Origin of the sequence: Photobacterium sp. WH24, assembly GCF_019204055.1 — a bacterium.
In the GTDB taxonomy this organism is placed as follows: Bacteria; Pseudomonadota; Gammaproteobacteria; order Enterobacterales; family Vibrionaceae; genus Photobacterium; species Photobacterium arenosum.
Genome location: NZ_JAGSOZ010000003.1, coordinates 82,924 through 95,824, shown reverse-complemented (window position 1 = coordinate 95,824; position 12,901 = coordinate 82,924). Strand labels below are relative to the sequence as shown.

Sequence of the window (12,901 nt, the reverse complement as noted above, 5' to 3'; positions counted from 1 at the left end):
TCAGGCCTGATTGCTTACGGAAAGATAAAACATGGCTGTAAAAGTGTTGGTGGTGGACGACTCCAGTTTTTTCCGCCGCCGGGTGAGTGAAATTATTAATGCGGATCCGCGCCTTGAAGTGATTGGCGATGCTGTTAACGGTAAAGAAGCCGTTGAAAAAGCGCGGACACTGAAGCCTGACGTCATCACTATGGATATTGAAATGCCTGTGATGGATGGTATCACCGCAGTGCGCGAAATCATGAAGTCGAACCCGACACCTATCCTGATGTTTTCGTCGCTGACCCATGAGGGCGCGCGGGCGACATTAGATGCTCTGGACGCGGGCGCGTTAGACTTCCTGCCGAAAAAATTTGAAGATATTGCGCGTAATAAAGACGAAGCAATCTCTCTGCTGCAAAAACGTGTCGCCGAGCTGGCCCGTAAACGTGTCTTTATGCGGGCGCCTGTGCGTACCAGCACTCCGGTTTCGCCATCGCCGGCTGATCGCCCGCTGACGTCAAGCCGCCCGGTCGCAAGTACGGCCACTGCCACGACGCTGACACGATCAGCACCGTCACAGGTTCGTCCGACCGCGCGGTTTAAAGCGACAGGTAAACAGTATCAGCTGATGGCGATAGGTACATCGACCGGCGGCCCTGTGGCGCTCCAAAAAATTCTGACACAGCTGCCTGGCTCATTTCCGTACCCCATTGTTTTGGTGCAGCATATGCCTGCAACATTCACCGCGGCGTTTGCTGCGCGTTTGAATAACCTTTGCAAAATCGGTGTGAAAGAGGCCGAAGATGGTGATGTACTGCGTGCCGGTACGGCTTATCTGGCACCTGGCGGTAAACAAATGATGCTGGAAGGCCGCCCGGGTAATGTGCGTTTACGTATTATTGATGGTGGCGATCGTATGAACTACAAGCCTTGTGTCGATGTCACTTTTGGCTCTGCAGCCAAGGTGTATCATGACAAGGTGCTGTCTATGATCCTGACAGGAATGGGCGCAGACGGGCGTGACGGATCGCGTATGCTGAAGTCGGCCGGCGCAACCGTCTGGGCACAGGACGAAGAAAGTTGTGTGGTATACGGTATGCCACAGGCGGTTGCCAAGGCAGGGATATCGACCGAAGATCTTCCTTTGGATCGCATTGCTGAGCGTATTCTGATTGAGGTTGGCTTAGCTTAAGGAGATGTCGTGGTAGTCTGGAGCATTGCCAACCAGAAAGGCGGCGTGGGGAAAACCACCACTACTGTCAGTCTGGCGGGCCTGTTAAGTGAACGAAACAAACGCGTATTATTGGTGGATACTGACCCGCATTCATCACTGACGACATACTTGAATTTTGATTCTGATCGCCTTGAATCCAGCCTGTTTGATTTGTTCCAGCTGTCGACAATTGACCGTGACACTGTCAAACCACTGGTGCTGGAAACACGATTTAAAAATATCCATCTGATACCGGCGCACATGTCGCTGGCGACCTTGGATAGAGTCATGGGGACTCGCAGCGGCATGGGATTGATTCTGAAAAAGGCACTGAAATGCCTGGAAGAAGAATATGATTATGTGCTGATTGACTGCCCCCCGATCCTGGGTGTCATGATGGTGAATGCGCTTGCTGCCAGTGAGCGCATTTTGATTCCGGTGCAAACGGAATTTTTGGCGATGAAAGGTCTGGAGCGAATGATGCGTACTTTGCAAATCATGCAAAAATCCAGGCCGGATGAATTCAAAGTCACTATTGTGCCAACCATGTATGACAAACGAACCAGGGCCTCACTGGAAACCCTGCAAGAACTGAAGTCGCGTTATGCCAATCAGGTCTGGGCTTCGGCTGTGCCCATTGATACCAAGTTTCGTGATGCCAGTATCAAGCATATGCCGCCATCTCTGTATGCCCGTGGCTCTCGCGGTGTGTTTGCGTATAAAACTTTATTGAATTATCTGGAGCGGCTTGGTCAAGATGAGCGATAACGCAAAGCTGTCCAGTGAACAGGCATTAGATGATTACTTTTTCGGGCTGCTGGATGATTCTTTGCTGCCCGAAGAGGGTAGCGTGGACGCTGTCGGCCCGCAGGATGACCTGCCAGCGTTAGCTGAGGAAAATGACGGCCAGATGTTGTTGTCTGATTCTGCTGTTGCTGATGAAGCAGCGGCTGAGTTGCAAAATGGCAGTGAGCCCGATGATGCGATAAGTCTTGCGGTGAACCCCCAGACTCATCAGCCCTTTGATTTTAATAGTCTGGATCAATCCGGGCGAGATAACTCGTCTGTGAACTCGTTTGCAGAAGGTGGCGAACCGCCATCACTGCGGGCAATGGCAACCCAACTGCCGAGTGCTGCTGCGCCGGTTTCGTTGTCCGCAGAGCCAGAGCTGAGTGTACCTGAAGTCAGGTTTACCCCGCCGCGAACGAGAACGGATCTTGAGCAGTTGCAGCGTCTTCTCGATCAAATGTCAGAGATGCAAGAGGAAGTGATTGTTGAAAGTGAAGCCTGGATTGCCGAGCAACAGCAATTGGCTGAACTGGAAAAACAGCAAGAAGTTAAGCAAGAAGATGTTAAGCCAGCCGTTTTAGACGACCCGGGCTGGTTTGAGGATGACAGCGCGCTGACTCAGCATCAGAACACTGCGCCAGAGCCGCTGCAAAAATCGTTGACAGTGGCTGCGCAGGCGTCAGCTGTTGAATCGGCTCCCTATGCAGAGCCGCAAAACAGTGTCCAGCTGATGCAGATGCTGCCTAAGATCGCTGAGGCTCCGGCTGTTGCTGACAAGGCGGCGCAGGTGGCTGAATTGGAAACAAGCTCTCAGCCTCAGAGTGAAATAGTTGCAACGGAGCCTGTTCCAGACATTCTTGATAAAGAAGAGAGTGTGCAGGAAACTGTGGCCGATGCCGCACCTGAGCTGGCGGCTGAGCCGCCACCGCCTTCCTGGGCATTACCTGGCGCCAGTGAGCAAACAGAATTTCAGGCGCTGTTTTTTGCTGTCAACGGTGTGACTTTTGCTGTTCCGCTGACAGAGCTGGGAGGGATTCACCAATTGGGTGAGATGAGTCACCTTATTGGCCGCCCGGACTGGTATCTTGGCTTGCAGCCGGTACAGAACCGAAAGCTGGATGTGGTGGATACCGCCAGATGGGTGATGCCAGAATCTATCTACAATGATGACCATCAGGAAAATTACCGATATGTGGTCATGTTGGGAGAAAGTAAGTGGGGACTGGCTTGTGATCAACTTCACGGAACAGAAACCCTGACAAAACAAAGTGTTCGCTGGCGAGAAAAGGCAGGTAAACGGCCTTGGCTGGCGGGTATGGTTAAAGAGAAAATGTGTGCTTTAATTCATGTCAATGAACTCATTTCCATGCTGAAAGCGGGTTTGGACGTGAAGAGCGTTTTGTGACGATGGCCGGAGAGGATACAGCATGTCGCAGGTAAGTGTTGCCGAGATTCAAAAAGAAGACAGTAACGACCAGGTATTACAGTGGGTTACCTTCCAGCTGGAAGAGGAAACCTACGGTATCAATGTAATGCAGGTTCGTGAAGTGCTGCGTTATACTGAAATCGCCCCGGTTCCGGGCGCGCCAGATTATGTGCTGGGAATTATCAACCTGCGTGGCAATGTGGTCACAGTGATTGATACCCGTGCACGGTTTGGCCTGATGTCAGGTGAGATTTCAGATAATACCCGTATCGTAATCATTGAAGCTGAAAAGCAGGTTATCGGTATTATGGTCGACAGTGTGGCAGAAGTGGTTTATCTGCGTAGCTCTGAAATCGACAGTACGCCAAGCGTGGGCACTGATGAAAGTGCCAAGTTTATTCAAGGCGTCAGTAACCGTGACAATCAACTGCTGATCCTGGTTGATCTGAACAAGCTCCTGTCTGATGAAGAATGGGAAGAGATGGCGTATCTCTGATGCCTGCTATCTTGCTTGAATGGCTGCCTTTGGTTGTTGCTTTGCTGGCAGTGGTGATAGCGGTTGTGCTGGTCCGGCGTGAGCGAAAAGCACGCCAGGATCTGGAAACCAAGTTTGCAGCAGCAGAGTTGCTGTTAAAAACCGCCAGACAGCAGCAGGAAAGCTTAACCAAACAGTTTCATGAGTTGCGTGCGGGTACGATGGCTATGAGTAATAAAATGGCCATATTAACCCGCCAGCAGGAAGAGCTGTCTGAGCGTCAGGGGGAAATGGCCATGCAGGATCCCGATGGCCGCCTGTACAGCCGCGCCAGTAAAATGGTCGAGCTGGGTGCCGATGTTAATGAGCTGATGGAAGAGTGTGATTTGCCGAAAGCGGAAGCTGAATTGCTGTTGCGGTTACAGCAGCGCATGAATAAAGGCCGGCGTTAGCACTGTTGCTTGCTGGCTGTTGTTTGTGGATAGCGACACCTTGCCGCTTTTATTCACGTTTTCTGCTATTTCATCACGGTTTCGGTTATTCACGGCACCTGTGTATAGCTTCGGTACACGCCTTAGTACATAGCTTCAGCGCCAGATTCTGCCGCTTTACTGCACAATAGCGTCAGACGGTTTCGTTTACAGACACAGGCCCTTCCCATCCGGGAGGGGTTTTTCCGTTTAAAACCCACGAAAAAGCAATCAGTTCGGCTATGATCACGAACAGGGCGGGTGGGATGTTATCTCCGGCCTCGAGGTTATTGAGGTACTCAGCCAGTGCCGGATCCTGGTGTATCAATCCTCCCTGGGCTTTGGCCTGCTCGATGATCTCTCTTGCCCAGTCGTCATAACCTTTCGCTGACACATAAGGGGTGTTATAGCCATCGTAGCTCAACGCGATAGCCCGGTTTTGTTCTGTTGTCATACGCTGATCCTGATGCCGCATTGTGGGTGGATGTCCGGCGCTGAATCATCATGGGTTGGCGTCTGATGAAAACTCACGGACTCACAGTTAATCTCCAGCTGTTTCAGGCGACGCATCAGCTGAGGTGTTAACTGTTCTGTCAATGTCAGTATGTCTGACTGCTCGCAACTGAAAGCCAGATTGAGCTGGCTGTCCTGCCAGATGGCAGTGGCTTCTAACGTGTTCGACTCACCGACAGGTAATCCCAGTTTGACTGTCCAGGCCCGGCCGGGCGATTGCCGTTTCGAGTCTTGTTGCGATGCGTTTGAATGCACACTGAGACGGATTTCGCGGCCGTTACTTTGCGGTAAATGCAGTATAAAAGGCGTGTTTTCGTCGCGTCCGGCTGGCGCACCGGCAATACGCTGCTCGGCGGCCAGGCGGATCAGTGCTTTGAGTTCGGTTTGTGAATCAGCCGGCAGGCTGGCGAGTAACCGAGCAAGCGGACTGTCGGGCTGTGTCAGCTGGGTTACCAGTGCCTTCAGGCTGTCTTTACCGGCCCCTTGCTGTAACCAGGGTGCGATATCGGCCGGCGTGCGCGGCAGCACCAGCTGAGACAGCCATGGTGCGATCGGTGAACTCTGGCCGCTCACTGCAGGAGGTAAATTGGCAAATAATCGTTGCAACACATGAAGTTGTGTTAGCAAGTGTGAAAGTTGGCTGATTTGCTGGCCGGATTGGAATACAGTTGCGCCTGCCTGAGCTTGACTTGCATGGCTGACCGAAGCGGTCTGCTGCGGCGCAGTTGTCTTCGACGCACTGGCCGCTGCTGGCGGATAAGCGGAGGATTGAGATATAGAGGTCACATTTAGATACCTTGCTGCCGGATCTATAACAGCCTGAAACTAACAAAGATCTCAGTCGCTGTGATATTATCCGAGGATTATTTGTGTCATTCAGGATGTCTCATCCCTATGTTATCAGTCAAAGGATTGAGCTGTACCCGTGATGAGCGTGTATTGTTCGATGACCTCCAATTTAATGTTGCTTCTGGCGAGCTGGTTCAGATTGAAGGCCGCAACGGGGCCGGTAAAACGACCTTATTGCGTATCATCGCTGGGCTCGGCTCTCCTGATACCGGCGATGTCTATTGGCACGATAACAAGATAGGCCATGTGCGTGAAGAGTATCATAGCCAGATGCTGTTTTTGGGACATCAAACTGGGGTCAAGCGCGAATTAACCGCCTCAGAAAACCTGGCTTTTTTCCAGGCTATGCATACGCCGGATAACAGCGAGAGACTCAGTGGTCAGGCAAGAGTGCATGGTGATGATGCTATCTGGCAGGCCCTGGCCCATGTGGGGTTGGCCGGACGCGAAGATGTGCCTGCCGGACAATTGTCCGCCGGCCAGCAGCGTCGGGTGGCTTTGGCCCGCTTATGGTTAAGTAACCATCCGCTGTGGATTTTGGACGAGCCGTTGACAGCGATTGATAAACTGGGAGTAAAAGTCCTTGAGCAGCTTTTTGTTTCCCATGCCGAACGCGGCGGGATTGTGCTGCTGACGACTCACCAGGATATGTTTTCTGCGCAGAACAGATTGCGCAAGGTGACACTGGGGCAGGCGTTGTGATGTGGCATTCTATGTATCAGGTTATCCGGCGGGAATTGCTGATTGCGTTTCGTCGTCAGGCCGATGTGTTCAACCCTTTGTGGTTCTTTATTATTGTCATCACCCTGTTTCCATTGGGGATAGGGCCTGAACCGAACCTGCTGGCGCGTATCGCGCCCGGTATTATTTGGGTAGCAGCTTTACTGGCGGCTTTACTGTCACTGGAGCGTCTGTTCCGGGATGATTTTGTTGACGGCTCGCTGGAACAAATGATGCTGATGCCAACCCCGTTACCGGTATTGGCACTGGCAAAAGTCGTGGCTCACTGGTTGCTGACGGGTTTGCCGCTGATAATAATCAGTCCGTTATTGGCAGTTTTACTGTCACTCGACTGGTCAACCTGGACTGCGGTGGTATTAACCTTGCTGCTTGGCACGCCAACACTGAGCTTTTTGGGTGCGATTGGGGTTGCACTGACGGTGGGATTGCGTAAAGGTGGAGTATTATTGAGCTTGCTCATCTTACCGCTGTTTATTCCCGTGCTAATCTTTGCTACGTCGGCGATAGAGGCGGCGTCGCTGGGAATGAGTTATCAGGGGCAACTAGCTTTGATGGGAGCAATGTTAGCCGGATCAGCCACACTGGCTCCTTTTGCGATATCAGCATCATTGCGTATCAGTGTTAACTGACGCGTGAATATAACGAATATTATTATTAATCATAGAGTAAAAAACTATGTGGAAGTGGTTACATCCCTACGCTAAAGCAGAAAACTGCTACCGCCTGTGCGGAACCCTGCTGCCCTGGTTTGCGGCACTGTCTGTGATCAGCCTGATAACAGGCACTGTCTGGGGCCTGGCTTTTGCGCCAACCGATTACCAGCAGGGTGACAGTTTCCGCATTATTTACCTGCATGTACCGGCTGCTATCTGGTCCATGGGGGCTTATCTTTGGATGGCGGTAGCTGCCTTTATCGGCTTAGTCTGGCAGGTGCGCTTATCTGACATGGCAGCTGCGGCCATGGCACCGATTGGCGCTGTGTTCACCTTTATTGCATTGCTGACCGGTGCGGTATGGGGCAAACCAATGTGGGGTGCCTGGTGGGTGTGGGATGCACGTCTGACATCTGAACTGATTCTGCTTTTCCTCTATCTGGGTGTGATTGCGCTGTATAACGCTTTCGACGATCAGAAAACGGCGGCCAAAGCGGCCGGTATCCTGGCGATAGTGGGCGTGATCAATCTTCCTATCATTCATTATTCCGTTGAGTGGTGGAATACCCTGCATCAGGGCGCCACTATTACCAAATTCGCTAAACCGTCGATCGACAGCCGTATGTTGTGGCCATTACTGCTGAATATTTTGGGTTTTGCCTGTTTTTTTGGTGCGCTGACTCTGATTCGGTTACGCAATGAAATTCTGACCAGGGAAAGCCACCGCCCCTGGGTTCGTCAGTTGATTCAGTGAGGTGAGTATGCATTTCGATTCGTTCAGTGATTTCCTTGCCATGGGCGGGTATGCCGGTTATGTCTGGTCGGCCTATGGGATATCTGCTTTATCTTTGCTGATTCTTTTATGGACCAGTATCCGTAAGAGTCGTCGTCTGGCTGCTGACATTAAAAATAGAATTGCCCGCGAGCAACGCATTAAAGCGGCCGAGAATTTGGAGAATACCTTATGAACCCAAGACGCAAAAAACGCCTGACCGTGATCATTGCCTTGCTGGCCGGTCTCGGTGTGACGGTTGGCCTGACTTTGTATGCCATGAGCCAGAATATGGATCTCTTCTATACCCCAACGGAGCTGGTAGAGGGTAAACCAGATGGCACTAAACCCGAAGTGGGTCAGCGTTTACGCATTGGCGGTATGGTAGTCAAAGGCTCAGTCAGCCGTGACCCCCATTCTTTGCAGGTCAGCTTCAAAGTGGCTGATGTTGGCCCGGCCGTGACTGTGACTTATGACGGTATTTTGCCTGATCTGTTCCGCGAAGGGCAGGGGATAGTCGCTCAGGGTGTGCTGGTTGATGCCCAAACGGTGAAAGCCCATGAGGTGCTGGCTAAGCATGACGAAGAATATATGCCGCCAGAAGTGGCTGAGGCGATGCAGAAAAATCATAAGCCTCTGAAATATACCGAACAACAAATGCAAGGTAGCGTGCAATGATTGCAGAATTAGGGCAGTTCAGCCTTATCCTGGCACTGGGGTTATCGCTTCTGGTGAGTGTTTATCCACTGTATGGTGCCTATAAAGGTAACCCGGTGCTGATGCGTTTGGCCCGGCCTTTGACCTTTGGTGTCTTTGCGATGCTGCTAGTGTCTTTTGCATTGCTGTCGTGGGCCTTTTACATCAATGATTTTACTGTGACCTATGTTGCCAGTAATTCGAACAGCAATCTGCCCTGGTACTATAGGCTGACGGCGGTCTGGGGCGCACATGAAGGGTCATTGCTGCTTTGGGTCTTGATTCAGGCCACGTGGGCTGCCGCGGTGGCCATGTTCAGCCGGGGCATGCCACAGGAATCTGTGGCACGGGTGCTGGCTGTGATGGGGATGATCTCAGTTGGTTTTCTGTTATTTATCATCATCACCTCCAACCCGTTTGAGCGTACGCTGCCTTATTTTCCTGTTGATGGCCGCGATCTGAACCCCTTGCTGCAGGATCCGGGGTTAATCATTCATCCACCTATGCTGTACATGGGCTATGTTGGTTTCTCAGTAGCCTTCGCCTTTGCTATTGCCTCCTTAATGACAGGCCGGTTGGATACAGCCTGGGCGCGCTGGTCGCGGCCCTGGACAATTGCTGCCTGGTCATTTCTGACCGTAGGGATTGCTCTGGGCTCCTGGTGGGCGTATTACGAGCTGGGCTGGGGTGGCTGGTGGTTCTGGGATCCGGTCGAAAATGCCTCTTTTATGCCTTGGCTGGCTGGTACGGCGTTAATGCATTCGCTGGCAGTGACGGAGAAGCGAGGCACCTTTAAAGCCTGGACAGTGTTACTGGCAATATCGGCTTTCTCTCTGAGTTTGCTCGGAACTTTCCTGGTGCGCTCCGGCGTGCTGGTGTCAGTGCATGCCTTTGCTTCCGATCCGGCACGGGGCATGTTCATTCTGGGCTTCCTGGTGGTGGTGATCGGCGGTTCGCTCTTACTGTATGCCTTGCGTGGGGCACAGATCCGCTCCCATGGCAGTTTCAGCTTGTTTTCACGAGAGAACTTCCTGCTGGCTAATAATCTGCTGCTGATTACCGCCTTGCTGGTGGTGTTGATCGGCACCTTGTTACCCCTGGTTCATAAGCAGCTTGGTCTGGGCTCGGTATCCATTGGTGTGCCTTTCTTTAATACCTTGTTTACCTGGCTGATGATTCCGTTTGCTTTCTTTCTGGGTATTGGCCCTCTGGTGCGCTGGAAACGTGAGAATTTCTCGACTATCCGCCGGCCACTGCTGATTACCGCATTGATCACGCTGCCATTAGCCGTGTTTGCGCTGTGGCTGCGTCCCGATCCGATCCAGCCACTGGCTGTACTGGGTATGGTGATGGCATTCTGGATCATTATCCTGCAGGGGTATGAGGTTTATGAGCGCGCTACTCATCGCCATAGCCTGATGGTCGGCCTGGGTAAGCTTGGCCGCAGTCACTGGGCTATGGTACTGGGCCATATTGGTCTGGCCGTGACCTTGATCGGTATTACGCTGGTTTCCAATTACGATCTGGAGAAAGACGTTCGCCTGGCTCCCGGTCAGACAGTGACAGTCGAAGGCTTCGATTTTAAATTGTCCGGGTTGCGTAATGTCGAAGGGCCGAACTATGACGGCTTTATTGGCGACTTTGTGGTGTCTCGTAACGGTAAGCACATCGCTGAACTGCATGCCGAAAAACGTTTTTATACGGTATCGGGCTCTATGATGACCGAAGCGGCGATCGACAGTGGTGTGACCCGTGATCTCTATGTGGCGCTTGGCGAACAGCTGGATGACAGCGCCTGGGCGGTCCGTATTTACTATAAGCCGTTTGTTAACTGGTTATGGCTGGGAGCGCTTCTGATGGCATTGGGTGGCGCAATGGCCATCAGTGACAAGCGTTACCGTTTTCGTCGTCGCTTTAAAAAAGAAGTGAAAGATGAAGAGGTTGTCAGTGCCCCGCACGCAGAGGTGAATGGATGAACAAAAAACTGCTTTTTATTCCTTTAGTCCTGTTTCTGGGCCTGGTGGCTGTCTTTATGGTGCAGCTGACCCGTAATGCTGACGGAGACGATCCGACGAAGCTGGAGTCCGTCCTGGTCGGTAAGCCCGTCCCGGCCTTTCGCCTCGAAGATTTGGAAGATGCGAACAAACTGTATCAGCAGGATATTTTTCTTGGTGAGCCTCTGCTGTTGAATGTCTGGGCAACCTGGTGCCCAACCTGTTATGCAGAGCACCGTTACCTTAATGAGCTGGCCAGCCAGGGGGTCAAAATTATTGGCCTGAATTACAAAGACGAGCGCGATAAAGCCAACCGCTGGCTGAAAGATCTCGGTAATCCTTATATGCACAGCCTGTTTGATGGTAATGGCATGCTGGGTATGGATTTAGGCGTGTACGGCGCACCAGAAACCTTTCTGATCGATGCCAGTGGCGTGATCCGTTATCGCCATGTCGGCGATGTGAATCCGCAAAACTGGCAAGACACCCTCAAGCCGATTTATGAACGTCTGCAAGAGGAAGCGAAAGGATGAAACACGCAATAGCGGTATTTACGCTGCTGATCGGAAGCTGGTTTGTCGCCAGTGTACCGGTTCAGGCCGCGATTGATGTCTACGAATTTGCGACGCCTGAACAGGAAGCCGCGTTCCAGGAATTGACAGCCACGCTGCGGTGCCCGAAATGTCAGAATAACAATATCGCAGACTCCAATGCGGAACTGGCCAAAGACATGCGCCAGAAGGCGTATGAGATGTTAAGCGAGGGAAAATCCAAGCAGGAAGTCATAGATTATATGATTGCCCGTTACGGAAACTTCGTGACTTATGATCCGCCACTTATGCCATCTACCCTGATTTTGTGGCTGGGCCCTTTGTGTTTCCTGCTTATTGGCGCCAGTGTGCTGGTCTATCGTTCCCGGAAGGGAGTGGTGGCTTCATCTCAGCCAATGGATGAAAAAGAATCCGCCCGTCTTCATGCATTACTAAATGATATTGAAAAAGAGGCAGAAAACCCGCACGCCGCCAGTGGTTCGGCAGGTGAAAGCAAGGTGAAAAAATGACGTTATTTTGGATTTCCTCCCTGATACTGGTGTTGATTGCGCTGGCTTTTTTCATTGTCCCAGCCTTTGTGGGAAGCAATCAGGATCGGGTTGCCAGTCGGGACGAACTGAACAAAGCTTTCTTTCGTGACCGGTTGGGTGAACTGAAAGAAGAGAGCAGTGAAGGACTGGTGTCGAATCCGGATGAGCTGGAAGTTGAACTGCAGCAGTCGTTGCTGGATGACGTACTGGAGACACAGGCACAGCAGAACAGTCAGTTTAAACCCTGGTTATTAATTCCCGGTATCCTGGTGATTGTCGGGGTGGCGTATGGTCTTTACGGCGTCGTTGGCAATCAGCAAAAAGTGGCTGACTGGCAGCAGACGGTTTCAAAGTTGCCTCAGCTGACTCAGCGTCTGATGGGAGATAATGCTGCTCCGATGACAGATCAGGAGATGGAAGAACTGACCTTAGGACTCCGGACCCGGCTGCATGAGCGACCGGATGATGCCACCGGCTGGCTGTTGCTGGGACGAATAGGCATGGCAAACCGCGATATTGAAACGGCCCAGGGGGCAATGAAGCGCGCTCTGGATCTGGAACCGAATGATCCCAGTCTGCAACTGAGTTATGCTCAGGCTCTGATGATGGGGGGACAGCCAGGTCAGATTCAGCTTGCCCGTAATATGCTGACGCACTTGCTGGAACGTGATCCTGATAATCTGCAGGCGTTATCCTTAATGGCATTTGATGCGTTTGAACAGGCTGATTATCAGGCTGCCATCAAATACTGGGAACAGATGAAATCGCAGCTCAGCGCAGGTGATAATCGCATCAATATGCTTGAGCGCAGTATTGCCCAGGCAAAGGTGGAGATGTCGCAGACTGCCAATCCCAGCCCGGGTGTCAGGGTGACGGTTGAACTCGGCGCCTCGGTGAGCTTGCCGGCGCAAGGCATGGTTGTGGTGTCTGTCCATACCGCAGATGGTGCGCCCATGCCGCTGGCAGCCAGACGTCTGCCGTTATCACGCTTCCCGCTGACGCTCACCTTAACCGACAAAGACAGCATGATCCCTGATAGACTGATGTCAAAACAGTCAGAGCTGATAGTCAGGGCCAGGATCGACAGTGACGGCAACGTGGCGACAAAAGATGGCGATTGGTTTGGTGAGAGCGACATTGTGCCGTTAGGCGGAGAGACGACAATCACCATTAATACTCAGTATTAAAACATACTGGCAGTTAAGAAACAGACTGGATATCATTATCCAGTCTGTTTTGCATTTATT

General features: G+C 52.0%; 16 protein-coding genes. 14 read left to right on the top strand and 2 right to left on the bottom strand.

Annotated features, from left to right (window positions below; genetic code table 11):
- The first annotated feature begins 31 nt into the window (after nt 1–31).
- From KCG43_RS05180 to KCG43_RS05160, 5 genes are read left to right on the top strand one after another with little or no spacing between them, the layout of a single operon-like run.
- Nucleotides 32–1,174 (top strand): chemotaxis response regulator protein-glutamate methylesterase, encoded by a 1,143-nt coding sequence (locus KCG43_RS05180; protein ID WP_218383747.1) that lies wholly within the window; start codon nt 32–34, stop codon nt 1,172–1,174.
- 9 nt (nt 1,175–1,183) lie between these two features.
- Complete coding sequence (locus KCG43_RS05175) at nt 1,184–1,963, top strand: ParA family protein (RefSeq protein WP_027253957.1); 780 nt, start codon at nt 1,184–1,186, stop codon at nt 1,961–1,963.
- Complete coding sequence (locus KCG43_RS05170) at nt 1,953–3,389, top strand: chemotaxis protein CheW (protein ID WP_255557869.1); 1,437 nt, start codon at nt 1,953–1,955, stop codon at nt 3,387–3,389. The genes KCG43_RS05175 and KCG43_RS05170 overlap by 11 nt, the downstream gene beginning before the upstream one ends.
- A gap of 22 nt (nt 3,390–3,411) precedes the next feature.
- The gene (locus tag KCG43_RS05165) at nt 3,412–3,906 is read left to right on the top strand and encodes a chemotaxis protein CheW (RefSeq protein ID WP_027253958.1); all 495 of its coding nucleotides are present in this window, start codon (nt 3,412–3,414) and stop codon (nt 3,904–3,906) included.
- Complete coding sequence (locus KCG43_RS05160) at nt 3,906–4,337, top strand: DUF2802 domain-containing protein (RefSeq protein ID WP_192014717.1); 432 nt, start codon at nt 3,906–3,908, stop codon at nt 4,335–4,337. Before KCG43_RS05165 ends, KCG43_RS05160 begins: the two co-directional genes overlap by 1 nt.
- Nucleotides 4,338–4,509: 172 nt before the next feature.
- Here the strand turns inward: KCG43_RS05160 and KCG43_RS05155 are convergent, their stop codons facing one another.
- A complete protein-coding gene (locus KCG43_RS05155) occupies nt 4,510–4,809 on the bottom strand; it encodes an EscU/YscU/HrcU family type III secretion system export apparatus switch protein (protein ID WP_192014718.1) in 300 nt (99 codons plus the stop codon).
- Nucleotides 4,806–5,654, bottom strand: a complete 849-nt coding sequence (locus KCG43_RS05150; RefSeq protein ID WP_218383745.1) for a hypothetical protein — start codon at nt 5,652–5,654, stop codon at nt 4,806–4,808. Before KCG43_RS05150 ends, KCG43_RS05155 begins: the two co-directional genes overlap by 4 nt.
- A gap of 108 nt (nt 5,655–5,762) precedes the next feature.
- Between KCG43_RS05150 and ccmA the strand changes: the two genes are divergently transcribed.
- Genes ccmA through ccmI form a run of 9 tightly spaced genes read left to right on the top strand, consistent with a single transcriptional unit; the run spans nt 5,763 to nt 12,841 of the window.
- On the top strand, nt 5,763–6,419 hold the full coding sequence (gene ccmA / locus KCG43_RS05145; RefSeq protein ID WP_192014720.1) for a cytochrome c biogenesis heme-transporting ATPase CcmA: 657 nt from the start codon (nt 5,763–5,765) through the stop codon (nt 6,417–6,419).
- Entirely contained in the window at nt 6,419–7,087 is a 669-nt protein-coding gene (gene ccmB / locus KCG43_RS05140; protein ID WP_218383743.1) for a heme exporter protein CcmB, read from the top strand. The genes ccmA and ccmB overlap by 1 nt, the downstream gene beginning before the upstream one ends.
- A 46-nt stretch (nt 7,088–7,133) precedes the next feature.
- On the top strand, nt 7,134–7,865 hold the full coding sequence (locus KCG43_RS05135; RefSeq protein WP_218383741.1) for a heme ABC transporter permease: 732 nt from the start codon (nt 7,134–7,136) through the stop codon (nt 7,863–7,865).
- Between the two features lie 7 nt (nt 7,866–7,872).
- On the top strand, nt 7,873–8,079 hold the full coding sequence (gene ccmD / locus KCG43_RS05130; protein ID WP_192014723.1) for a heme exporter protein CcmD: 207 nt from the start codon (nt 7,873–7,875) through the stop codon (nt 8,077–8,079).
- Nucleotides 8,076–8,561, top strand: coding sequence for a cytochrome c maturation protein CcmE (gene ccmE / locus KCG43_RS05125; RefSeq protein ID WP_192014724.1), 486 nt, complete (start codon nt 8,076–8,078; stop codon nt 8,559–8,561). The genes ccmD and ccmE overlap by 4 nt, the downstream gene beginning before the upstream one ends.
- Nucleotides 8,558–10,555, top strand: coding sequence for a heme lyase CcmF/NrfE family subunit (locus KCG43_RS05120; RefSeq protein WP_218383739.1), 1,998 nt, complete (start codon nt 8,558–8,560; stop codon nt 10,553–10,555). The genes ccmE and KCG43_RS05120 overlap by 4 nt, the downstream gene beginning before the upstream one ends.
- Complete coding sequence (locus KCG43_RS05115) at nt 10,552–11,106, top strand: DsbE family thiol:disulfide interchange protein (RefSeq protein WP_192014726.1); 555 nt, start codon at nt 10,552–10,554, stop codon at nt 11,104–11,106. Before KCG43_RS05120 ends, KCG43_RS05115 begins: the two co-directional genes overlap by 4 nt.
- Nucleotides 11,103–11,633, top strand: a complete 531-nt coding sequence (locus tag KCG43_RS05110; protein ID WP_192014727.1) for a cytochrome c-type biogenesis protein — start codon at nt 11,103–11,105, stop codon at nt 11,631–11,633. Before KCG43_RS05115 ends, KCG43_RS05110 begins: the two co-directional genes overlap by 4 nt.
- A complete protein-coding gene (gene ccmI / locus KCG43_RS05105) occupies nt 11,630–12,841 on the top strand; it encodes a c-type cytochrome biogenesis protein CcmI (protein ID WP_218383737.1) in 1,212 nt (403 codons plus the stop codon). The genes KCG43_RS05110 and ccmI overlap by 4 nt, the downstream gene beginning before the upstream one ends.
- Nucleotides 12,842–12,901 lie beyond the last annotated feature (60 nt).

Bases quoted from the DNA above. Each gene is read 5' to 3' on its own strand.
- KCG43_RS05170 (WP_255557869.1), top strand. From the start codon at position 1,953: ATGAGCGATAACGCAAAGCTGTCCAGTGAACAGGCATTAGATGATTAC.
- ccmB (WP_218383743.1), top strand. From the start codon at position 6,419: ATGTGGCATTCTATGTATCAGGTTATCCGGCGGGAATTGCTGATTGCG.
- KCG43_RS05180 (WP_218383747.1), top strand. From the start codon at position 32: ATGGCTGTAAAAGTGTTGGTGGTGGACGACTCCAGTTTTTTCCGCCGC.
- KCG43_RS05110 (WP_192014727.1), top strand. From the start codon at position 11,103: ATGAAACACGCAATAGCGGTATTTACGCTGCTGATCGGAAGCTGGTTT.
- KCG43_RS05155 (WP_192014718.1), bottom strand. From the start codon at position 4,809: ATGACAACAGAACAAAACCGGGCTATCGCGTTGAGCTACGATGGCTAT.
- KCG43_RS05160 (WP_192014717.1), top strand. From the start codon at position 3,906: ATGCCTGCTATCTTGCTTGAATGGCTGCCTTTGGTTGTTGCTTTGCTG.
- KCG43_RS05135 (WP_218383741.1), top strand. From the start codon at position 7,134: ATGTGGAAGTGGTTACATCCCTACGCTAAAGCAGAAAACTGCTACCGC.
- ccmA (WP_192014720.1), top strand. From the start codon at position 5,763: ATGTTATCAGTCAAAGGATTGAGCTGTACCCGTGATGAGCGTGTATTG.
- ccmI (WP_218383737.1), top strand. From the start codon at position 11,630: ATGACGTTATTTTGGATTTCCTCCCTGATACTGGTGTTGATTGCGCTG.
- ccmD (WP_192014723.1), top strand. From the start codon at position 7,873: ATGCATTTCGATTCGTTCAGTGATTTCCTTGCCATGGGCGGGTATGCC.
- KCG43_RS05120 (WP_218383739.1), top strand. From the start codon at position 8,558: ATGATTGCAGAATTAGGGCAGTTCAGCCTTATCCTGGCACTGGGGTTA.
- ccmE (WP_192014724.1), top strand. From the start codon at position 8,076: ATGAACCCAAGACGCAAAAAACGCCTGACCGTGATCATTGCCTTGCTG.
- KCG43_RS05115 (WP_192014726.1), top strand. From the start codon at position 10,552: ATGAACAAAAAACTGCTTTTTATTCCTTTAGTCCTGTTTCTGGGCCTG.
- KCG43_RS05165 (WP_027253958.1), top strand. From the start codon at position 3,412: ATGTCGCAGGTAAGTGTTGCCGAGATTCAAAAAGAAGACAGTAACGAC.